The sequence below is a fragment of the Micromonospora sp. WMMD998 genome (assembly GCF_029581235.1).
Lineage (GTDB): Bacteria > Actinomycetota > Actinomycetes > Mycobacteriales > Micromonosporaceae > Micromonospora.
This window is the reverse complement of the sequence record NZ_CP120740.1, coordinates 4,717,765-4,740,876: the sequence shown is the minus strand read 5'-3', so window position 1 is coordinate 4,740,876 and position 23,112 is coordinate 4,717,765. Positions and strand designations below refer to the sequence as shown.

The 23,112-nt window shown below is 75.8% G+C and carries 4 protein-coding genes; all 4 read left to right on the top strand.

From position 1 onward, the window contains the following. Positions 1 to 460: 460 nt before the first annotated feature. From O7619_RS21560 to O7619_RS21545, 4 genes are read left to right on the top strand one after another with little or no spacing between them, the layout of a single operon-like run. The gene (locus O7619_RS21560; protein WP_282283054.1) at positions 461 to 6,718 is read left to right on the top strand and encodes a non-ribosomal peptide synthetase; all 6,258 of its coding nucleotides are present in this window, start codon (positions 461 to 463) and stop codon (positions 6,716 to 6,718) included. Beyond that, positions 6,715 to 14,604, top strand: coding sequence for a non-ribosomal peptide synthetase (locus tag O7619_RS21555; protein ID WP_282283053.1), 7,890 nt, complete (start codon positions 6,715 to 6,717; stop codon positions 14,602 to 14,604). The genes O7619_RS21560 and O7619_RS21555 overlap by 4 nt, the downstream gene beginning before the upstream one ends. Beyond that, on the top strand, positions 14,601 to 21,815 hold the full coding sequence (locus tag O7619_RS21550; protein WP_282283051.1) for a non-ribosomal peptide synthetase: 7,215 nt from the start codon (positions 14,601 to 14,603) through the stop codon (positions 21,813 to 21,815). Before O7619_RS21555 ends, O7619_RS21550 begins: the two co-directional genes overlap by 4 nt. Further along, complete coding sequence (locus O7619_RS21545; protein ID WP_282283050.1) at positions 21,812 to 23,032, top strand: cytochrome P450; 1,221 nt, start codon at positions 21,812 to 21,814, stop codon at positions 23,030 to 23,032. The genes O7619_RS21550 and O7619_RS21545 overlap by 4 nt, the downstream gene beginning before the upstream one ends. The last annotated feature ends 80 nt before the right edge of the window (positions 23,033 to 23,112 follow it).

Genomic DNA, 23,112 nt, shown 5'->3' with positions numbered 1-23,112 from the left:
GGCCCCGTCGTCGCGGCCGGGGGCCGCCGCCGCCCACGTCGTCCGGATCCCGCCGCTCAACTGGTGCAACGGTGGGAATCTGACCCTGAATAGGGCTCCGTCATTAGCGCCCGGACGCGCCCGATCGGCGTCCTGATCATCCGCTTCCCGACAGCCGAGGATTTGCGGAATGGCTGTCGGTCGTTGCAGAATGAGTGCTGTCCGCAGATGTCGGGGGATCCACTGCGGCCGACGAACTTAATGATCGTAAAGGTCTTGGGGGAGTGGGTAAATGATCTCTACGGTGTGGTCGTAGCGGGGCAAATCCCGACACTTGGTGACACAACATGGTGTGTGACCTGGCCACTTACTAGATCAATCTGATCGGCGGGGTGAGTTGCTCGTGTGGCAGCTTCCGCTTCGCCACACCTCCTGCCTCATGGTGAATGGGCGGCATTGGGCTTCTGTGCCCGGCTGAATAGTGCGCCGGGCTGCTCTGTCGGATCGTGAACAGGCCCGTCGCCTGCCAGTTTCCAGCCGAGGGGAATTTGAATTGCGACAGCTAGCGAACTGCGTCCAGAATGAATACGCTGCGTCGTTCTCCCAGCATCGTATGTGGTTCCTGGATCGGTTGGACTCAGGCCACGGCACCGCGTACGTCACCACCCCGATGTGGCGCGTGCACGGCCCGCTCGACCGGGCGCGACTCCAGGCCGCGCTCGACACGGTGGTCGCCCGGCACGACGTGCTGCGCGCGGTCTTCCGGGAAAGCGACGGCACGCCCCGGGTCGTCCTGACCCCGTCGGTCGACCTCACCATCGACTGGCGGGACGCCACCTCGGCCGACGAGATCGCCCGGCAGGCCGACGCCGAGGCCGACCGGCCGTTCGACCTGACCACCGGCCCGCTGCTGCGGGTGGTCGCCTGGCGGCTCACCGACACCGAGCACGTGCTGCTGGCCGCGATGCACCACATCGTCTCCGACGGCTGGTCGGTGGGCCTGCTGGCCCGCGAGCTGGCCGCCGCGTACGCCGGGGAACCGCTGCCCGACCTACCCGTCCGGTACGTCGACTTCGCGCAGTCGCAGCGTCGGGAACTCGACGGCGACCGGCTCGCCGCCGACTTGGACCACTGGCGGCGCCAGCTCGCCGGCCTGCCCGCGCTGACCCTGCCCACCGACCGGCCGCGCCCGGAGCACCCCTCCCACGCGGCGGCGACGACCGAGTTCGTCCTCGGCCCGGACCTGGTGGCCGGGCTGCACCGGCTCGGCCGGGAGCACGGCGTGACGCTCTACATGACGCTGCTGGCCGCCTTCCAGGTGCTGCTGTCCCGGTGGAGCGGGCAGCGGGACTTCGGCATCGGCTCGCCGGTGGCCGGCCGGAACTCCCCGGAGGTGGAGAACCTGATCGGACTGTTCGTCAACACCGTGGTCCTGCGCGCCCGGCTGGCCGGCGACCCGACCTTCGCCGAGTTGCTCGCCCGGGTCCGCGACGACGCCCTCGACGCCCTCGACCACCAGGAGGTCCCGTACGAACGGGTGGTCCAGGAGCTGCGCCCCGACCGGCCGGACACCGACTCGCTCATCGACGCCTGGTTCGCCATGCAGAACGTGCCCGGCGACGGCCCGTCGGCCGGCCCGTTGCGCTTCACCGACTTCGAGGTCGACCGGCCCAAGGCGCTGTTCGCGGTGTCGCTGTTCGCCCAGCCTCGCGGTGACGAGCTGGCGATGACCGTCGTCTACCGCTCGGACCTGTTCGACGCGGCGACCATCGACCGGCTGGCGCGGCGGTGCCGGGAGCTGCTGGCGGCCGTGGTGGCCGATCCGGGGATCCGGGTCGGGGCGGTGGAACTGCCGGCGGACGAGACGGCGGCGCTGCGGCGGTTCGGCGCGGCCGAGGTGACCGGCCGGGTGGTCGACCCGGTGGACGCGCTCACCGACCGGGTCCGCCGGGACGGCGCCGCCGCTGCCGCCCTGACCGGCGACGCGACGGTCAGCTACGCGGAGCTGAACGCGCGGGCCAACCGGGTGGCGTGGTGGCTGCGGGAGCGGGGCGTGGGACCGGAGCGCCCGGTCGGGATCCGGTTGCCGCGCGGGGTGGACATGCTCGCCGCCGTGCTCGGTGTGCTGAAGGCCGGCGGGGCGTACGTGCCGCTGGACCCGGCCTGGCCGGCCGAGCGCGTCGACGTCGTCCGCGCCGACGCCGGCCTCGACATCCTGCTCGACGGGCCGCTGCCGGACGGTGGCCGGGACGACGACCTTCAGGTGGCGGTGGATCCGGCGCAGCTCGCGTACGTGATCTACACGTCGGGGTCGACGGGTCGGCCGAAGGGGGTCGGGGTGTCGCGGGGGGCGATGGCGGCGCACGTGTCGCGGATGCGGCGGCGGTTCGGGCTCGGTCCGGACGACCGGGTGTTGCAGTTCGCCGCGCTCGCGTTCGACGCCTCGATCGACCAGATCTTCCCGGCGCTGTCCAGCGGCGCGGCGCTCGTGCTGCCCGAGCACGGCCTCGTCGCGCCCGCCACGCTGCTGCCGCTGCTGGACCGGCACGGCGTCACGCTCGTCAACCTGCCCCCGGCGTACTTCGGCCAACTGGTCGCCGAGCTGACCGAGCGGGGCGGGACCGGGCCGCGCGCGCTGCGGACGGTGGTGCTCGGCGGCGACGTGGTCCGACCCGCCGACGTGGACCGCTTCGGCACGTGCTGCCCCGACGTGGCGGTGCTCAACGCGTACGGGCCGACCGAGACCACCGTCACCACGACGGTCGCCGAGGTCCCGCGCGGCCTCACCGGCGCCGTGCCGATCGGCCGCGCCCTCGCCGACCGCGACCTGTACGTGCTCGACGCCGCGCTGCGCGACGTGCCGGTGGGCGCGGTGGGTGAGCTGTTCGTCGGCGGCACGCAGCTCGCGCGCGGCTATCTGGGCCGGCCGGGGCTGACCGGCGAGCGGTTCGTGCCGGACCCGTTCGGGCGGACGCCCGGCGGCCGGTTGTACCGGACCGGGGACCTGGTGCGGTGGCGGCCGGACGGGCAGGTGGAGTTCCACGGCCGGGCCGACGGCCAGGTGAAGGTGCGCGGGTTCCGGGTCGAGATCGGTGAGGTCGAGGCCCGGCTGCGGGAGCACCCGGGCGTCCGCGACGCCGTGGTGGTCGCCGGGCAGGACCGGCTGGTGGCCTACCTGGCCGGCGCCGGCGTCACCGGCGCGCAGGTGCGGGAGCGGCTGGCGCAGCGGCTGCCGGAGTTCATGGTGCCGGCCGTGGTGGTGGTGCTCGACGAGTTGCCGCGCACCGTGGGCGGCAAGGTCGACCGGGACCGGCTGCCCGACCCGGAGGGACACCGCCCGGAGGTGACCGACGGCTTCGCCGAGCCGCGTACCCCGACCGAGGAGACGATCGCCGACGTGTGGCGGCAGGTCCTGCGGGTCGACCGGATCGGCGTCCACGACAACTTCTTCGACCTGGGCGGCCACTCGCTGCTCGCCACGCTCGCGGTGGCCCGGCTGGTGAAGGCGCTCGACCGGCCGGTCGACGTCCGGTCGTTCTTCGCCCACCCGACCATCGCCGAGTTCGCCGCCGCCCTGCCGCCGGCCGCCGCCGACCCCGCGTCCGCGCCCGCGTCCGCGATCACCCGGCTGCGCCGCAGCGGCGACTTCCCGCTCTCCTTCGCCCAGGAACGGATGTGGTTCCTCAACCGGCTGGAGCCGGACGCGCCCGACTACATGGCGGCGCTGGCCTGGCGGGTGGACGGGCCGCTCGACCGGAGCCGGCTCGACCGGGCCCTGCGCCAGCTCGTCGACCGGCACGAGTCGCTGCGGACCACCTTCCCGGTGGTCGGCACGTCGCCGACGCAGCGGGTCGCCGCGGCCGGCGAGGTGACCGCCGACTGGCACGACGTGACCGCGACCGTCGACCCGTACGCCACCGCCGTGGCCCGGGCCGGGGCGGAGCTGCACCGCCCGTTCGACCTGGCCGCCGGCCCGCTGTTCCGGGCCCTGGTCTGGCGTCTCGGGCCGGAGGACCACCTGCTCGTGCTGGCCATGCACCACATCGTCTCCGACGGCTGGTCGATGGGCGTGCTGGTGCGCGAGCTGGGCGCCGCGTACGCCGGCGAGGCCCTGCCGGAGCTGCCGGTGCAGTACGCCGACTATGCCGGCTGGCAGCGTCGGGAACTCACCGGTGACCGCCTCGACGCCGAGCTGGGGCACTGGCGCGAGCGGCTGGCCGGACTGCCGGCGCTCGAACTGCCCACCGACCGTCCCCGGCCCGCCCACCCCTCCTGGGCCGGCGCGACCCACGAGTTCACCCTGGACCCGGAGCTGGTGGCCGGGCTGGAACGGCTGGGCCGCCGGCACGGCGCGACGCTCTACATGACGCTGCTGGCCGCGTTCCAGGCGCTGCTGTCCCGGTGGACCGGGCAGGACGACTTCGGCGTCGGGGTGCCGGTGGCCGGGCGTACCCGGCCCGAGGTGGAGAACGTCATCGGGTTCTTCGTCAACACCCTCGTCATGCGCGCCGACACCGGCGGCGACCCGACCTTCGCCGAGCTGCTGGGCCGGGTGCGGGACCGGGCGCTCGACGCCTACCAGTACCAGGAGCTGCCCTTCGAGCGGGTGGTGGAGGAACTGCGCCCCGACCGGGAGTCGGGCCGGTCCCCGCTGTTCCAGGTCATGTTCGACCTGGAGGCGCGGGCGATCGCCGCGCCGCGGCTCGGCGCCGCCCGGCTGCGTCCCGCCGAGATCCCGTTCGACGTCACCAAGTTCGACCTGATGGTCACGTTCACCACCGAACCCGGCGCGGCCGGCGGGTTCGTGCAGTACCGCACGGACCTGTTCGACGCGGCCACCATCGACCGGCTGGTGCGGCGGTGTCAGGAGCTGCTCGCCGTGGTGGCCGCCGCGCCGGACACCCGGATCGGCGCGACCGCGCTGCCGGCCACCGAGACCGCCCTGCTGCGGCGGTTCGGCGCGGCCGAGACGCCCGGCCGGGTGACCGACCCGGTGGTGGCCTTCGAGGGCCGGGCCCGCCGGGATCCGGGCGCGCTCGCCGCGATCGCCGCCGACGGCGTGCTGTCGTACGCGGAGCTGAACGCGCGGGCCAACCGGGTCGCGTGGGGGCTGCGGGAGCGGGGCGTGCGGGCGGAGACGCCGGTGGTGGTCCGGCTGCCGCGCGGGGTGGACATGCTCGCCGCCGTACTGGGGGTGCTGAAGGCCGGCGGGGCGTACGTGCCCGTCGACCCGGCGTGGCCGGCCGAGCGGGCCGACCTGGTCACCGCCGACGTGGGGGCGTCCGTGGTGCTGGACGGGCCGCTGCCGGACGGTGGCCGGGACGACGACCTTCAGGTGGCGGTGGATCCGGCGCAGCTCGCGTACGTGATCTACACGTCGGGGTCGACGGGTCGGCCGAAGGGGGTCGGGGTGTCGCGGGGGGCGATGGCGGCGCACGTGTCGCGGATGCGGCGGCGGTTCGGGCTCGGTCCGGACGACCGGGTGTTGCAGTTCGCCGCGCTGGCGTTCGACGCCTCGATCGAGCAGATCTTCCCGGCGCTGTCCTGCGGCGCGGCGCTGGTGCTGCCCGAGCACGGGCTGGTCGCGCCGGCCCAGATCGTCGCCGACGTGGAACGCCACCGGGTGACCGTGATGGAGGTGGTCCCCGGCTACCTCACCGAGCTGATCGCCGAGGTCACCGGCGACGGCACCACCGCGCCCACCTGGAGTCCGGCCCGGCTGCGGCTGCTGGTGCTCGGCGGGGACGCGGTCCGCCCCGCCGACCTGGCGTGGTGGCGCCGGCACCACCCGGACGTGTCCGTGGTCAACACGTACGGCCCGACCGAGACCACGATCAGCGCCACCGTCTACGACGTGCCGGCCGACGTGGACGGCGTCGTGCCGATCGGCCGCGCGGTGGGCGACCGGGCGCTGTACGTGCTCGACGGTGACCTCGCCGAGGTGCCCGTCGGCGCGGTCGGTGAGCTGTTCGTCGGCGGCACCCAACTGGCCCGCGGCTATCTGGGCCGCCCGGGGCTGACCGCCGAGCGGTTCGTGCCGGACCCGTACGGGCCGGAGCCCGGCGGCCGGCTGTACCGGACCGGGGACCTGGTCCGCTGGCGGGCCGACGGGCAGGTGGAGTTCCACGGCCGGGCCGACGGCCAGGTGAAGGTGCGCGGGTTCCGGGTCGAGGTGGGCGAGGTCGAGGCCCGGCTGCGGGAGCACCCGGGCGTCCGCGACGCCGTGGTGGTCGCCTGGCAGGACCGGCTGGTGGCCTACCTGACCGGCGCCGGGGTGACCGTCGACGAGCTGCGCGACCGGCTGGCGCAGCGGCTGCCCGGGTTCATGGTGCCGGCCGTGCTGATCGTCCTCGACGAGCTGCCGCGCACGGTCGGCGGCAAGGTCGACCGGGACCGGCTGCCCGACCCGGCCGGACACCGGCCGGCGCCCGCCGCCGACGCGGAACCGCCGCGCACCCCGACCGAGGAGACGGTCGCCGACATCTGGCGGCAGGTCCTGCGGGTCGACCGGATCGGCATCCACGACAACTTCTTCCACCTGGGCGGCCACTCCCTGCTCGCCACCCGGGTCGCCATCCGGCTGCGCGCGGCCTTCGGCTGCGAGGTGGCCGTCCGCACCCTCTTCGAGGAGCCCACCGTGGCCCGCCTCGCCGCCGCCGTGGAGGACCGGCTGATGGCCGAGATCGCGGCGATGAGCAGCGAGGACGTCGAGCAGGCACTGAAGGAGCAGAACCTATGAGCACGATCCACGCTCTGGTCGAGGCGCAGGTCCGGCGTACCCCGGACGCGGTCGCCCTGGAGTTCGAGGGCGCGGAGCTGACCTACCGCGACCTGGACCGGCGGGCCAACCGGCTCGCCCACGCCCTGCGCCGGGCCGGCGCCGGCCCGGAGACGGTGGTCGCCGTCGGCGCCCAGCGGTCCCTGGACCTGCTCGTCACGCTGCTCGGCGTGCTCAAGAGCGGCGCCGCCTACCTGCCGCTGGACCTGGAGCTGCCCACCGACCGGCTGAGCTACATGGCCGGTCAGGGCGGCGCGAAGGTCCTGGTCCGCGGCCCCGGCATGGACGTCGACCTGGGCCTGCCCGGCCTGCCCGAGCTGACGCTCGCCGACACCGACGCGGAGTCCGACGAGCCGTGCGACGTCGCCGTCGACGGGCGCAACGCCTGCTACGTCATGTACACCTCCGGTTCGACCGGCCGGCCCAAGGGCGTGGTCGTCGAGCACCGGGGCGTGGTCAACCGGCTGCGGTGGGGCCAGCACGAGTACGGCATGACCTCCGACGAGCGGGTGCTCCAGAAGACCCCGTACGCCTTCGACGTGTCGGTGCACGAGCTGTTCTGGCCGCTGATGGTCGGCGCCCGGCTGGTCATCGCCCGGCCCGGCGGGCACCGGGACACCCGCTACCTGGTGGAGACCATCAGGCGGCGCGGCATCACCAGCGCGCACTTCATCCCGACCATGCTGGCCCTGTTCGTCGGCGAACCCGGCGTCGGCGACTGCCACAGCCTGCGCCGGATCCTGGCCAGCGGCGAGGCGCTCCCCACCGACCTGCAGAACCGGGTGCTGCGCGCCCTGCCCGACGTGGAGTTGCACAACCTCTACGGCCCGACCGAAGCCTCCATCGAGGTGAGCGCGTGGGCCTGCCAACCGGAGTGGTCCGGCGCGAGCGTGCCGATCGGCGCGGCGGTCGACCACACCCAGTTGCACATCCTCGACGCCGAGCTGCGCCCGGCACCGGGCGACGGCCCGGGGGAGCTGTACCTGGCCGGGGTGCAGCTCGCGCGCGGCTACCTCGGCCAGCCGGGCCTGACCGCCGAGCGGTTCCTGCCCGACCCGTACGGCGAGCCGGGCGGGCGGATGTACCGCAGCGGCGACCTGGCCGGCTGGCACCGCCCCGGCGTGGTCGACTACCTCGGCCGGGTCGACGAGCAGCTCAAGCTCGCCGGCAACCGGGTGGAGCTGGGTGAGATCCAGGCGGTGCTCGACGACCAGCCGGGCGTCCGCGCCTCGGTGGTGGTGGCCACCGGCGAGGCCGCCGAGAAGCGGCTCGTCGCGTACGTCGTGGGGGACCGGCCGGACCTGGACGCGCTGCGCGAGCGGCTGGCCGAGCGGCTGCCCGGCTACATGGTGCCGTCGACGTTCGTGCCGCTGGCCGAGCTGCCGCTGACCCCGAGCGGGAAGCTGGACCGCAAGGCGCTGCCCGCGCCGGACCGGCCCGACCTGGCCGTGGCGTACCGGGCCCCGGAGAACCCGGCGCAGGAACGCCTCGCCAAGGTCTGGACCGACGTCTTCGGGGTCGCCCGGGTCGGTGTCGACGACACCTTCTTCGCCCTCGGCGGGCACTCGCTGCTGGCCGTGCGCCTGATCGCCCGCCTCCGCGAGGAACTGGGCGTCGAGGTGTCCATCCGGGACCTGTTCGGCGGGCTGACCGTCGCCGACCTGGCCGAGGCCGTCACCGCCGCGCCCGACGGGGGCACCGCGCCGGCGCTCGTGGCCGGCGGCGACGACGCGCCCGCGGTGGCCTCGTTCGGCCAGGAACGGCTGCTGTTCCTCCAGCGGATCCACCCGGACAGCCCCAGCTACGTCATCCCGGTCGCCTGGCGGGTCGACGGTCACCTCGACGAGGCCACCCTGCGCCGGGCCCTGAACCGGCTCGCCGCGCGGCACGACGCGCTGCGGACCCGGTTCCCCGGGGACGTGCCGGTGGTGGACCCGGAGCCGGCGGTGGAGCTGGCCCGGGTCGACGCCGACGCCTGGACCGAGGAGGTGGCGGCGGCGCGCATCCGCGAGCCGTTCGACCTGGCCACCGGCCCGCTGTGGCGGGCCACGCTGGTCCGCCTGCCCGACCACGACGTGCTGCTGCTGGTGCTGCACCACGTCGTCGCCGACGGCTGGTCGCTCGGCGTCGTCGCCCGCGAACTCGGCGACCTCTACGCCGGCGCGACGCCACCCGCGCCGCCGGTGCGGTACGCCGACTTCGCCCGCTGGCAGCGCGCCGACCTCGGCCCGGACCGGCTCGCCGCCGAGCTGGACTGGTGGCGGGACGCCCTGGCCGGCGTACCGCCGCTGGAGCTGCCCACCGACCGGCCCCGGCCGGCGGTGCTCGGCGCGGACGGCGCCACCCACCGCTTCGCGCTGCCGCCGGACGCGCTGCGCCGGCTCGCCGCGTTCGCCCAGGAGCAGCGGACCACTCTGCACACGGTGCTGCTGGCGGTGTTCCAGGCGCTGCTGGGCCGGTGGAGCGGGCAGCACGACTTCGCCGTCGGCACGCCGGTGGCCGGCCGGTCCCGCGCCGAGGTGGAGAACGTGGTCGGCTTCTTCGTCAACACGCTCGCGGTGCGGGCCGACCTGACCGGCGACCCCACCCTGACCGAGCTGGTCGGGCGGGTCCGCGAGGCCACCCTCGGCGCCTACGAACACCAGGACGTGCCGTTCGAGCAGGTGGTCGCGGAGCTGCGCCCCGAGCGCGACCTGAGCCGGACGCCGGTCTACCAGACCATGTTCGCGTTGCGGGACACCGCGGTCACCGCGCTGCGGCTGCCCGGCCGGACCGTCACCGAGCTGCCGCTGGGGTGGCGGACCGCCAAGTTCGACCTCACCCTCTTCGTCGACGAGGCGCCGGACGGGACCCGGACCGGCCTGTTCGAGTACGCCACCGACCTGTTCGGCCCGGACACCGTGGCGCGTCTCGCCGAGGCGTACGTCCGGCTGCTCGACGCGCTGGCCGGCGACGTCGGCGCCCGGTTCGGCGACTGGCCGGTGCTCGACCCCGCCCGGCGGGACGCGCTGCTGGCGGCGGGCACCGCGGCGACACCGGCGTTGCCCGCCCGACCGCTGCACCACCTCGTCGCCGACCGGGTCACCGCCGACCCGGCCCGACCCGCCGTGGTCGACGGCGCGACCGTCTGGACGTACGCGGAGCTGGACCGGCGGGCCAACCAGCTCGCCCACCACCTGGTCGACCTCGGGGTGGGCCCGGAAACCGTGGTGGCGGTGAGCCTGCCTCGCGGGGCCGAGCTGGTCCGCGCCCAACTCGCCGTGCTCCGGGCCGGCGGCGCCTACCTGCCGCTGGACGCCGACCAGCCGGCCGAGCGCAGCCGGCACATGGTCGCCGGCGCCGGCGCCACCCTGCTGGTCACCGCCGCCGGGCACCACGACGGCGCGGGGCTGGACTGCCGCGTCGTCGACCTGGCCCGGGACGCCGCCGACCTGGACCGGCGTCCGGCCACCGACCCGGCGGTCCCGGTCGACCCCGGGCAACTCGGTTTCGTGGTGCACACCTCCGGCTCCACCGGCCGCCCGAAGGGCATCGGCATCACCCACCGCAACCTGGTCCGCACCGTCCACGACGGCGGATACCTGGACCTGACGCCGGACGACCGGGTGGCGTTCGCCGCCAACCCGATCTTCGACGCGGCCACGTTCGAGGTCTGGGCCACCCTGGTCGCCGGCGCGACGATCGTGGTCACCCCGCCCGACGTGGCGCTCTCCACCGCCGCGCTGGCCGAGCACCTGACGCGGCACCGGGTCACCACGCTGTTCCTCACCACCGCGCTGTTCCACCAGGTCGCCCGGGAACGCCCGGACGCGCTGCGCGGGCTGCGGCACGTGCTGTTCGGCGGCGAGGCCGCCGACCCGGCCACCGTGGACGGGCTGCTCGCCCACGTCGGTCCCGACCGGCTGCGGCACATGTACGGCCCGGCCGAGTGCACCACGTTCGCCACCTGGCACCCGGTGACCGCGCCGGCCGGCGACGCCGGCCGGGTGCCGATCGGCCGGCCGACCCACCACACCACGGCCTACGTGGTGGACCGGGAGCTGCGGCCCGTCCCGGTCGGGGTGGTCGGCGAGCTGCTGCTCGGCGGCGCCGGACTGGCCCGGGGGTACGTCGGCGCGCCGGCCCGCACCGCCGAGCGGTTCCTGCCCGACCCGTTCGGCGCGCCGGGCGGCCGGGTCTACCGCACCGGTGACCTGGTGCGGTGGACCGCCGACGGGGTGCTGGAGTTCGTCGGCCGCGCCGACGGGCAGGTGAAGGTCCGCGGTTTCCGGGTGGAGCCGGGCGAGGTCGAGGCGGCGGCCCGCCGCCACCCGGCGGTCCGGGACGCGGTGGTGCTCGCCCGCCGGGACCGCGCCGGCGCGCTGAGCCTCGTCGCGTACGTCGCCGCCGACCCGACGGAGCTGGGCGACCTGCGGGCGTACCTGGGGCGGACCCTGCCGGCGTACCTGGTGCCGGCCGCCGTGGTGGTCCTCGACGAGCTGCCGCTGACCGGCAACGGCAAGCTCGACCGGGCCGCCCTGCCCGAGCCGACCTACGCCACCGGGGCGGGGCGGCGGGAGCCGGCGACGGAGCGGGAACGCCAGCTCGCGGAGATCTTCACCGAGGTGCTCGGCGTCGCCGACCCGGGCATGGACGACGACTTCTTCGCCCTCGGCGGGCACTCGCTGCTGGCCATCAAGGTGGTCGGCGCGGTGGCCGCCCGCACCGGCCGGGAGATCACCTTCCGGGACCTGTTCACCGCCCGCAGCATCGCCGGGCTGGCCCGCCTGCTCGCCGACGCCGACCCGGTGCTCGCCCCGATCACCCGGGGCCGGGAGACCGCCGGGCTGCCCGTCTCCTTCGGACAGGAACGGCTGGTGTTCCTCGACCGGCTGGAGGGCGCCGGAGCCGCGTACACCATTCCGCTGGCCTGGCGGCTGACCGGGCCGGTGGACGCCGACCGGCTGGCCGCCGCGCTGGACGCGCTGGTCGACCGGCACGAGTCGCTGCGTACCCGGTTCACCCTGGTCGACGGCGTGGTCCGGCAGGACGTCACACCCGGCTGGGCCGGCCTGGACCGGCGCGACGCGGCCACCATGGCCGCCGCGGAGGCCGACCTGGCCGACGAGGCCCGGCGGCCGTTCGACCTGACCACCGGGCCGTTGTTCCGGGCCGTGCTGTGGCGGGCCGGCGACGCCCACCTGCTGCTGCTCACCATGCACCACGCGGTCTCCGACGGCTGGTCGGCGGCAGTGCTGGTGCGCGAGCTGGAGGCCGGCTACGACGGGGTGGACGTGCCCCGCCCGCCGGTGCGCTACGCCGACTTCGCCGCCTGGCAGCGTGACCGCCTGGCCGGCGACCGCCTGGCCGGCGAGCTGGACCACTGGCGCCGGCGGCTGGCCGACCTGCCCACCCTGGAGCTGCCCACCGACCGGCCCCGCCCGTCGGCGCGCGGCGGCGCCGGGGCGAGCGTCGGGTTCACCGTCGAACCGGACCTGCTCGCCGCGCTGGAACGACTCAGCCGGGCCCACGGCGCGACGCTGTTCATGACGCTGCTCGCCGCCTACCAGGCGCTGCTGGGCCGGTGGAGCGGGCAGACCGACTTCGCGGTCGGCACGCCCGTCGCCGGTCGGGGCCGCCCGGAGGTCCGCGACGTGGTCGGGTTCTTCCTCAACACGCTCGTGCTGCGCGCCGACCTGTCCGGCCGGCCCACCTTCGCCGCCCTGCTCGACCGGGTGCGGGACGACGCGCTCGCCGCGTACGAGCACCAGGAGCTCCCGTTCGGCCGGCTCGTCGAGGAGTTGAGCCCGGACCGCGACCTCAGCCGCTCCCCGCTGTTCCAGGCGCTGTTCAGCTACAACGACTGGACGCTGGACACGCTGCGGCTCGGCGCCACGACCGGTGTCGCCCAGCCGGTGGACCGGGGCGCCGCCAAGCTCGACCTGACGCTGGAGTTGGTGCACGGCCCGGACGGGTTGGCCGGCGCGCTCGACTACACCACCGACATCTTCGACGCCGCCACGATCGAGCGGATGGCCGGCGCGTACGTCCGGCTGTTGCGGGCGGTCGCCGCCGACCCGGCGGCCCGGATCGACGACCTGCCGCTGGTCGAGGCCACCACCGCCCCGGCGGCGGTCCGGCCGGCCGAGCCGTTCCGTTCACTGCTCGACCGGATCGCCGGTCAGGTGCGGGCCACCCCGGACGCGGTGGCGGTGGTCGGCCCCGGCGGCGAGCTGACCTACGCCGAGCTGGACCGGCGGTCCAACCGGCTCGCCCACCACCTGCGGGAGCGGGGGATCGGCGCGGAGGACCGGGTCGGGCTGCGGCTGCCCCGGTGCGTCGACACCGTGGTCGCCGTGCTCGGCGTGTGGAAGGCCGGCGGGGCGTTCGTCGGGCTCGACCCGGAGCTGCCGGCGCGCCGCCTGGCCCACCTGGAGCGGGACGCCGGGGTGCGGCTGGTGCTCGACCCGGAGACCGTCGCCGGCGCGGCGCTCGCCGACCGGCCGGCCACCCCGCCGGACGTCGACACCCGGCCCGAGCAGCTCGCCTACGTCGTCTACACCTCCGGCTCCACCGGCGAGCCGAAGGGCGTGCTGGCCGAGCACGGCGGCGTCACCGCCTACCTCGACACCATCGCCGCCCACTACCGGCTGGACGCCGACGACGTGGTCCTGCAACGCGCCTCGCCCAGCTTCGACGCGTTCCTGCGCGACTGCGTCGGCCCGCTCACCGTCGGCGCGACAGTGCTGATGGCCGGACGGTCCGACCTGTCCACGCTCGCCGCCGACCTGCCCGGCCGGCCCGCGCCCACCGCGCTGCTGAGCATGGTCCCGTCGCTGCTGCACCAGCTCCTCGACGCCGGTGACGTCGGCGCGGCGACCCTGCCCGCGCTGCGGCTGCTGGTGCTCAGCGGGGAGCCGTGCACACCGGCGCTGCTGGCCCGGGTGCACGAGGCGCTGCCCGGCCTGCGTCGGGTGGTCAACCAGTACGGCCCCACCGAGGCGACCGTCACCACCACCGTCGCCGACCTCGACCCCGGCCGGCGGTACGAGTCGGTCGGCATCGGCGTACCGATGCCGGGGACCACCGTGCGGGTGCTCGACGCGGCGCTGCGCCCGACGCCGGTGGGCGTCTTCGGCGAGGTGCACATCGGCGGGTCCGGGGTCAGCCGCGGCTACCGCAACCGGCCCGGCCTCACCGCCGCCGCCTACCTGCCGGACCCGGCCGGACCGCCCGGCGCGCGGATGTACCGCACCGGCGACGCGGCGCGCTGGCTGGCCGACGGGACGCTGGAGTTCCGGGGCCGGCTGGACCGGCAGGTCAAGGTGCGTGGCGTCCGGGTGGAACCGGCCGAGGTGGAGGCCGCGCTCGCCGGCCACCCGGCGGTCGGCGCGGCGGCCGTGGTGGCCCGCCCGGACGGGCCGAACGGCTGGCGGCTCGCCGGCTACGCCCAACGCGCCCCCGGCAACGGTGTCACCGAGGCGGACCTACGCCGACACCTGGAGGCCGCGCTGCCGTACGCGATGATCCCGGCCGAGCTGCTGGTCTTGGACGCGCTGCCGCTGCTCGGCAACGGCAAGGTGGACCGGTCGGCGCTGCCCGAGGTCGGTGCCGGGCCGACCGGCGCGATCCGGGTCGCCCCGCGCACCGACACCGAGCGGGCCATCGCCGAGGTCTGGGCCGAGCTGCTGGACCGGCCCGACGTCGGCGTCGAGGACGACTTCTTCGCCCTCGGCGGCCACTCGCTCACCGCGCTGCGGGTCATCTCCCGGCTGCGCGACCGGCTGACCGGCCCGCTGACCCTGCGCATCTTCTTCGAGGCCCGCACCATCGCCCGGCTCGCCCGGAAACTGGAGGAAACCCGATGACCGCGCTCACCCCCGCCCAGCAGGAGCTGCTCCGCCGGCGGCTCGCCGGAGACGCCGGGCGTGCCGCCCCGGCGGGGATCACCCGCGGCGACGGCACCCGCGACCTGCCGGTGTCGTTCGGGCAGGAACGGCTGGTGTTCCTGGACCGGCTCGACGGCGCCGGCGCGGCGTACACCATCCCGGTGGCGTGGCGGCTGACCGGGCCGCTGGACCGCGACCGGCTCGACGCGGCGTTCGCCGCCCTGGTGCGGCGGCACGAGTCGCTGCGGACCCGGTTCAGCGTCGACGACGGCGTGGTCCGGCAGGAGATCGTGACCGGTTGGCCGGGCGTCGACTGGCGGGACGCGGACGACGCCGCCGAGGTCGCCGAGGCGGCCCGGCAGGTGGCGGCGGAGCCGTTCGACCTGGAGACCGGGCCGCTGTTCCGGGTCACCGGGTGGCGGCTCACGCCGACCGACCACGTGGTCCTGCTGACCCTGCACCACGTCGTCGCGGACGGGGCGTCGACGGGTGTGCTGGTGCGTGACCTGGAGGCGGGCTACGCCGGGACGCCCACGCCCGAGCCGCCGGTGCGGTACGCCGACTACGCCGCCTGGCAACGTCGCACCGCCAGCGAGGGACGCCGGGACCGGGACCTGGCCTACTGGCGGGACCGGCTGGGCGGGCTGCCGCCGCTGGAACTGCCCACCGACGGCGAGCGTCCGGCCCACCGCTCCACCACCGGTGCGGCCTGCGACGTCACCGTGCCGGCGGAGCTGGTCGACGCGCTGGAGCGGTTCGCCCGGCAGCGCGGCGCGACCCTCTACATGGCGCTGCTCGCGGCGTTCCAGGCGGTGCTGGGCCGGCTCGCCGGTCAGGTCGACTTCGGCGTCGGCACGCCTGTCGCCGGCCGCGACCGGCCCGAGGTGGAGCAGGTGGTCGGCTTCTTCGTGAACACCCTGGTGCTGCGCGCCGACCTGGCCGGGAACCCGTCCTTCACCGACCTGCTCGACCGGGTCCGCGCCGACGCGCTCGGCGCGTACGACCACCAGGAGACGCCGTTCGAGCGGGTCGTCGACCTGCTCGCCCCGGACCGCAGCCTGGACCGGACCCCGCTGTTCCAGGCCATGTTCAGCCTCGACGACGCCGACGACGACCGGCCGGTACGCCTCGGCGAGGTCACCGGGGCGCGGTTCGACCTGGACCTCGACGCGGTCAAGTTCGACCTGATCCTGCAGGCCGCGCGCCGCCCGGACGGGCTGGCCGCCGCGTTCTTCCACCGGTCGGACCTGTGGCGGCCGGCGACGGTCCGGCGGTGGGCGGCGCAGTACCGGCGGCTGCTGGAGCAGGTCGTCGCGTACCCGGACACCCCGCTGGCCGACCTGGACCTGCTGCCGGACGAGGAGCGCCGGCAGCTCGCCGCCTGGGGCGCCCCGGCGGGCGACTACCCCTCGGCGGACCTGCTGCACGAACGGTTCGCCCGGCACGTCGCCGCCGCGCCGGACGCCGTCGCCGTGGTGGCCGGCGGGCGGCGCGTCGACTACGGCACCCTCAACGCGCGGGCCAACCAGCTCGCCCACCGGCTGCGCGCGGCCGGCGTCGGGCCGGAGACCCCGGTGGCGCTCTGCGTGCGCCGCGACGCCGACCTGGCGGTCGGAATCCTCGGCATCCTCAAGGCCGGCGGGACGTACGTGCCGCTGGACCCGGAGCACCCGCGCGACCGGCTGTCCTACGTGGTCGACGACGCCGGGGTACGCCTGGCCGTGGTCTCGCCGGACCTCGCCGACCGGGTGCCCGTGGCGCCGGCCGGGCTGCTGCGCCTGGACGATCCGGCCCTCGCCTCCGCCTCCACCGAGGACCCGTCGCCGGTCACCGACGCCGACCATCTCGCCTACGTCATCTACACCTCCGGTTCCACCGGCCGGCCCAAGGGCGTGGGGGTCGCGCACCGGCAGGTGGTCCGTCTGCTGGACTCCTGCGTGGACGCGCTCGACCTGCCGCCCGGCGGGGTGTGGAGCCTGTTCCACTCGTACGCCTTCGACTTCTCGGTGTGGGAGCTGTGGGGCGCGCTGACCCGCGGCGGCACGGTCGTCGTGGTGGACAAGGCCACCGCCCGCGACCCGCGGCGGTTCGCCGGGCTGCTCGCCGACGAGCGGGTGACGATGCTCAGCCAGACCCCCGGCGCGTTCCGCAACCTGCGGGCCGCGCTCGGCGACCGGCCGTTGGCCGACCTCGGCGTGCGGCACGTGGTGCTCGGCGGCGAGAAGCTCGACCTGCCCGAGCTGGACGGCTGGCTGGACGGCCCCGGCGCGGGCGTGCGGGTGGTCAACATGTACGGCATCACCGAGACCACCGTGCACGTCACGCACCGCCTGGTCACCGCCGACGACCTGGCCGGTGACGCCACCTCCCCGATCGGCCGGCCGCTGGGCGACCTGACCGTGCACGTGCTCGACCGGCACCTGCGGCCGGTCCCGGTCGGCGCCACCGGCGAGATGTACGTCGGCGGCGCCGGCCTGGCCCGCGGTTACCTCGGCCGACCGGGGCTGACCGCGGACCGGTTCGTGCCGGACCCGTTCTCCGCCGTCCCCGGCGCCCGGCTCTACCGCACCGGCGACCGGGCCCGCCACCTGCCCGACGGCGAGCTGGAGTACCGGGGCCGCGCCGACGACCAGGTGAAGATCCGCGGGCACCGGATCGAGTTGGGCGAGGTGGAGGCCGCCCTGCTGCGCCACGACGCGGTGGGCCAGGCCGCCGTGGTGGCCCGCGGGGACCGCAGCGGCGAGCACCGGCTGCACGCCTACCTGGTCGTCGACGGCGAGCTGACCGGCGACGAGCTGCGGCGCCGGCTGCGGGAGCGGCTGCCGGAGGCGATGGTGCCGGCGACCTTCACCGTGCTGCCGGCGCTGCCGTTGACGGCCAACGGCAAGGTGGACCGGCGGGCGCTGCCGGACCCCGACGGCGCCACCCTCGGGGCCGCGCGTGCGCACGTGCCGCCGGCCACCCCGACCGAGCGGCTGCTGGCCGAGGTGTGGTGCACGGCCCTCGGCGTCGACCGGGTCGGCGTCGGCGACCGCTTCTTCGACCTCGGTGGCGACTCGATCCTCGCGTTGCGCGTGGTGGGGCTCGCCGAGCGGCGCGGCGTTCCCGTGTCGCTGCGTGACGTCTTCGCCCACCAGGCGCTCGGCGAGCTGGCCCGGGCCGTCGACGCCGCCGCCGACCGGCGCGCCGCGGACCCGGCCGGGACGCCGTCGGTGGAGCGGTTCGCGATGGTCGCGCCCGCCGACCGGGACCGGCTGCCGGCCGGCCTCGCGGACGCCTACCCGTTGACCCGGATGCAGCAGGGCATGCTCTACGAGCTGCTCGCCGACGCCGGCAAGGGCGCCTACCACAACGTGACGAGCTTCCGGGTGCAGGAGCCGGCCGGCTTCGACGCCACCGCCATGCGCGCGGCGGCGGACGCGGTCGTCGACCGGTACGAGATCCTGCGTACCGGGTTCGACTGGGGTTCCTACGAGGAGCCGCTGCAACTGGTGCACGAGCGGGCCACGCTGCCGGTCGGGGTGGACGACCTGCGCGGCCTGCCGGAGGAGGTCCAGCTCCGGCGGGTCCGGGAGCATCTGCACGCCGAGTCGGTGCGCTGGTTCGAGCTGGCCGAGCCGCCGCTGATCCGGCTGCACGTGCACGTGCTCAACGACGCCGAGTACCGGCTCACCATCACCGACTGCCACGCCGTGCTGGACGGCTGGAGCCTGACCTCGCTCATCGCCGAGCTGGTCGACCGGCACCGCCGGTCGGTCACCGGCGTGGGTCAGGAGCCACCGTCCGGTCCGGTGCCCCGCTTCGCCGAGTACGTGGCGCTCGAACGGGCCGCGGTCGCCGACCCGGCCGCCCGGGCGTTCTGGGACGCCATGGTGGAGCAGTTCCCGCCGGTGCGGGTGCCGCGTTCGGTCGGCGCGGAGCCGGCCGACAAGTCCACCTGCGAGGTGCTGCGCGACTACCGGCACCTGACGGCCGGCATCGACGCGCTGGCCGCCCGCGCCGGGGTGCCCCGCAAGACGGTCCTGTTCACCGCCTACCACCACCTGATGGGGCAGCTCGCCGACGGCCCGGCGTACGCCACCGGCTTCGCCACCAACGGGCGGCTGGAGCGGGCCGGCGCGGAGGGCATGCGCGGGCTCTTCCTCAACGTGGTGCCGTTCGGGCTGCGGTCGTCCGCCACGAGCTGGGTGGGGCTGCTGCGCGACGTCTTCGCCGCCGAGCGGGACCTCCTGCCGCACCGGCGGTTCCCCCTCGCCGAGCTGCAACGGGGCCGGTGGGCCGGGGAGGTGCTCGTCGACACCGCCTTCAACTACGTGCACTTCCACGCCCTGGGCAGCGAGCACAAGGAGGAGATCGAGGAGATCGCCCGGACCAACTTCGGGCTGATGGTCACCACCGGCCCGCAGGGGGTCTCCTTCGAGGCCGACGCCGGCCGGATGTCCCCCGGTGAGGTGGCGCGGCTGGCCGACGCGTACTGCGCGCTGCTGGCGCGGATGGTCGACGACCCGGACGCGCCGCCCGGCGCGCCCACCCCGACCGAGCGGACCCGACCCCGGGTCGCCGCCGCCACGCACGACCCGCGCAGCCTGGTCGACGTCCTGGCCGCCCAGGTCGCCGACCGGCCGGGGCGGGTCGCGCTGGCCACCCCGGACGGCCCGGTCAGCTACGCCGAGCTGGACGCACGGGCCAACCGGGTCGCCCACCACCTGCGCCGCCACGGCGTCGGGCCGGAGCGGGTGGTCGGGCTCTGCGCCGAGCGGTCGGTGGACCTGATCGTCGGCATGCTCGGCATCCTCAAGGCCGGCGCGGCGTACCTGCCGATGGACCCGCGGGACCCGCGCCGCCGGCTCGACCTGCTCGCGGCGGACGCCGGCGTCGACCTGGTCCTGGCGCAGCCCGCCTGGCGGCACCAGGTGCCCGCGCGGATCTCCACCGTGCTCACGCTCGCGGAGGAGACCTTCGCCGCCGAGCCGGCGGACCCGCCGGCGTCGGCGCCGGACGCCGACGCCCTGGCGTGCGTGCTCTACACGTCGGGCTCCACCGGGCGGCCCAAGGGCATCGCGGTGACCCACCGGTCCGTCGTCGACTCGCTGCTGCGGCAGGACTTCGCCCACCTCGGCGCGGACGAGACCGTGCTGCACCTGAGCAGCGTCAACTGGGACGCGGCGATCTTCGAGATCTTCGGCCCGCTGCTGCACGGCGGCACCTGCGCGCTCTACCCGGCCGAGCCGGTCACCCCCGCGGGCATCGGCGCGGCGATCCGCCGCCACGGCGTGACCACCGCGTTCCTCACCACCACGCTGTTCAACCTGACGGTCGAGGAGGCGCCGGACGAGCTGGGCGAGCTGCGGCAGCTCGTCTTCGGCGGGGAGGCGGCGTCCGCGCCGCACTGCCGGGACGTGGCCGCCCGCTGGCCGCACCTGCGCGTCGTCAACGGGTACGGGCCGGTCGAGGCGATCTTCGTGGTCACCGCGCACCAGGTCCGGGACCTGCCGGTCGACGCGGTGAGCGTGCCGATCGGCCGGCCGCTGGCCCGGACCACGGTCCTCGTGCTCGACGAGGCGCTGCGCCCCGCGCCGGTCGGCGTGGCCGGTGAGATCTACCTCGGCGGGGAGTGCCTGGCCCGGGGCTACCTCGGGCAGCCCGGGCTGACCGCGGACCGGTTCGTGCCCGACCCGGCCGGCGGCGGACGTCGGCTGTACCGCACCGGTGACCGGGGGCGGTGGCGGGCCGACGGGAGCCTCGACTTCGGCGGCCGGGTCGACGGGCAGGTGAAGATCCGGGGCCGGCGGATCGAACCGGGCGAGATCGAGGCGGTGCTGTCCGCCCGGCCGGACGTGGCGGTGGCCGCGGTGGCCGCCCACGCCGCCGACGCCGACCGGCCGGGCGACGCCCGCCTCGTCGCCTACCTGGTGCCGGTGGCCGGGCTGGACCTGCCCGACGCCGCCGAACTGCGCCGCTGGCTGCGGGACCGGCTGCCCGCCTACCTGGTGCCGGCCGCGTTCGTCACGCTCGACGCGCTGCCGGTGACCGGCAACGGCAAGCTCGACCGGGCGGCGCTGCCGGCGCCGACGGCGGCGAGCGAGCCGGACCGCCCGTACCTGGAGCCGCGGACCGAGGTCGAGGCGACGCTGGCCAAGCTGTGGGCGGAGACGCTGCGGCTGGACCGGGTCGGCGTGCACGACGACTTCTTCGACCTCGGCGGGCACTCGCTGGCCATCGTGCGGCTCGCCGCCCGCGCCTGCGACCTGGGCCTGCCGGTCGGGGTGGCCGACCTGGTGGAGCACCCGACGGTGGCGGCGCTGGCCGACGTGCTCGCCACCCGGCGACCCGGCCCGGCCGGCACGGCGGCCCACCGCGACGCCGGCGTGGTGGTGACCCTGCGCGACGGGGACGCCGACCGACGTCCGCTCTGGTGCGTGCACCCCAGCGGCGGCAGCGTCGCCTGGTACCTGCCGCTGGCCCAGGCGCTGCCCGCCGGCCGGCCGGTGCGCGGCCTCCAGGCCCGGGGCATCGACGGCGGCGTGGACGCCGACACCATGACCGGGCTGGCCGACGACTATCTGCGGGAGCTGCGAGCGCACCAGCCGCACGGCCCGTACGCCCTGCTCGGCTGGTCGATGGGGGCGAACATCGCCCAGGAGATGGCGGTCCGGCTGACCGCCGCCGGCGAGCGGGTGGACGTGCTGCTGCTGCTCGAACCGGCGGTGCCCGACGAGGCCGGGACGTTCGCGGTCACCGAGGCGCTGGACCTGCTGGACCGGGCGGTGGCGATGCGCGCGGCGATCCGCGAGCTGACCCCGGGCACCCCGGCCCGGCTCAGCCAGGAACGGGAACTGGTCACCACGCTGGTGGCGGCCGGGGTCAACGAGGCCGAGGCGGAACTCGGCGCGGACTGGCCGGTGGCGATGTGGACGGCGCTCCTGCGCGCCGCCGCCGGCTACCGCCCGCGGCCCTACCGGGGGCCGGCGCACCTGCTGGTCACCGCCGAGGCGACCACCGCCGGTCCGGGCCGCCCGTCGGTGGTCGCCGGGGAGGACGGGCCCGCCTACGAACAGCGCTGCCGGGAGATGTTCCCGGACGCGCTCACCGTGCACCACCTGCCCGGCACCCACCGGAGCATGGTCACCGACCCGGGCGTGGCGGCCGTCGCCGACCTCGCCGCCGAGCTGCTGGAGCGTACCACGTGACGACCGCCATTCTGACCGACCGTTACCTGCTCGACGACGACCTCGTCGCCGACCCGTACCCGTACCTGGCGGAGCTGCGGGCCGCCGAGCCGGTGCACTGGAGCCCGGTGCACCGGGCCTGGCTGGTGACCGGCTACGACGCGGCGACGGCGTGCTACACCGAGCCGGCGATCTCCGCGGACCGGATCGGGCCGATGCTGGCCCAGACCCCGCCGGACCTGCTCAGCCCGGAGGCCGCCCGCGCCTTCTCGATCATGGCGGGGTGGATGGTCTTCGTCGACCCGCCCGAGCACCGTCGGCTGCGCGCCGTCTTCCGGGGCGCGTTCGGGGCCCGGCAGGTGCGTCGCAACCGCCCGATGGTGCAGGAGGCGGTGACCCGGCTCGCCGTCCGGGCCGGCGCCGGTGACGTCATCGACCTGGTCACCGAGTTCGCCCGGCCGCTTCCGGCGACCGTCGCGGCGGCCTGGATGGGCGTGCCGGTCGAGGACACCGCGATGTTCCAGCGCTGGGCGATCCAGGTCGGTGACCTGGCCCTGGGCGCGGTGCAGTCGCCAGAGGAGAACGACCGCTCGCAGCGGGCCCTGCTGGACCTCTTCGACTACCTGCGGGCGCTGGTCCGGGCCCGCCGGGCCGCGCCCCGCGAGGACCTGATCAGCGCCGCGCTCGCCAACGGCCTGGTGGGCGAGTCGGTGAGCGAGGACGAGTTCGTCGCCATGCTCACCCACGTCGCGTTCGCCGGCGGCGAGACCACCAGCAACCTGATCGCCGTGGGCACCTGGAACCTGCTGCGCCACCCCGACCAGCTCGCCCTGCTGCGGGCCGATCCGGAGCTGGCGCCGGTGGCCGTGGAGGAGCTGCTGCGCTTCGACGGACCGTCCAAGATGTCCATCCGGCACGTCCGGGACGACGTCGAGCTGGCCGGTGCGCGGCTGCGGGCCGGGCAGCGGCTCTACGTGGTCACCGCCGGGGCGAACCGGGACCCGTCCCGCTTCGACCGCCCCGACGAGCTGGACCTGCGCCGGCAGCCGAACCCGCACCTGGGCTTCGGGCAGGGCGGGCACTTCTGCCTGGGCGCGCCGCTGGCCCGGCTGGTGGCCGGCGCGGCGCTCACCGACCTGCTGGCCGCCGCGCCCGGGCTGGCGCTGGCCACGGCCGAGGCGCGCTGGCAGCCCTCGCTGCTCAACCGCAGCCTCCAGGCGCTGCCGGTCCGCCTGTAGTTCCCGCGGGGGCCCACCGCCGGGCCGCCCGCGCCGCACACCTCCCGGTCACCCGACCGGGGTCCGAACCGAACGAGAAG

What these genes read in the sequence shown, in the direction of transcription:
- O7619_RS21555 (WP_282283053.1), top strand. Translation starts at nt 6,715, where the DNA reads ATGAGCACGATCCACGCTCTGGTCGAGGCGCAGGTCCGGCGTACCCCG.
- O7619_RS21550 (WP_282283051.1), top strand. Translation starts at nt 14,601, where the DNA reads ATGACCGCGCTCACCCCCGCCCAGCAGGAGCTGCTCCGCCGGCGGCTC.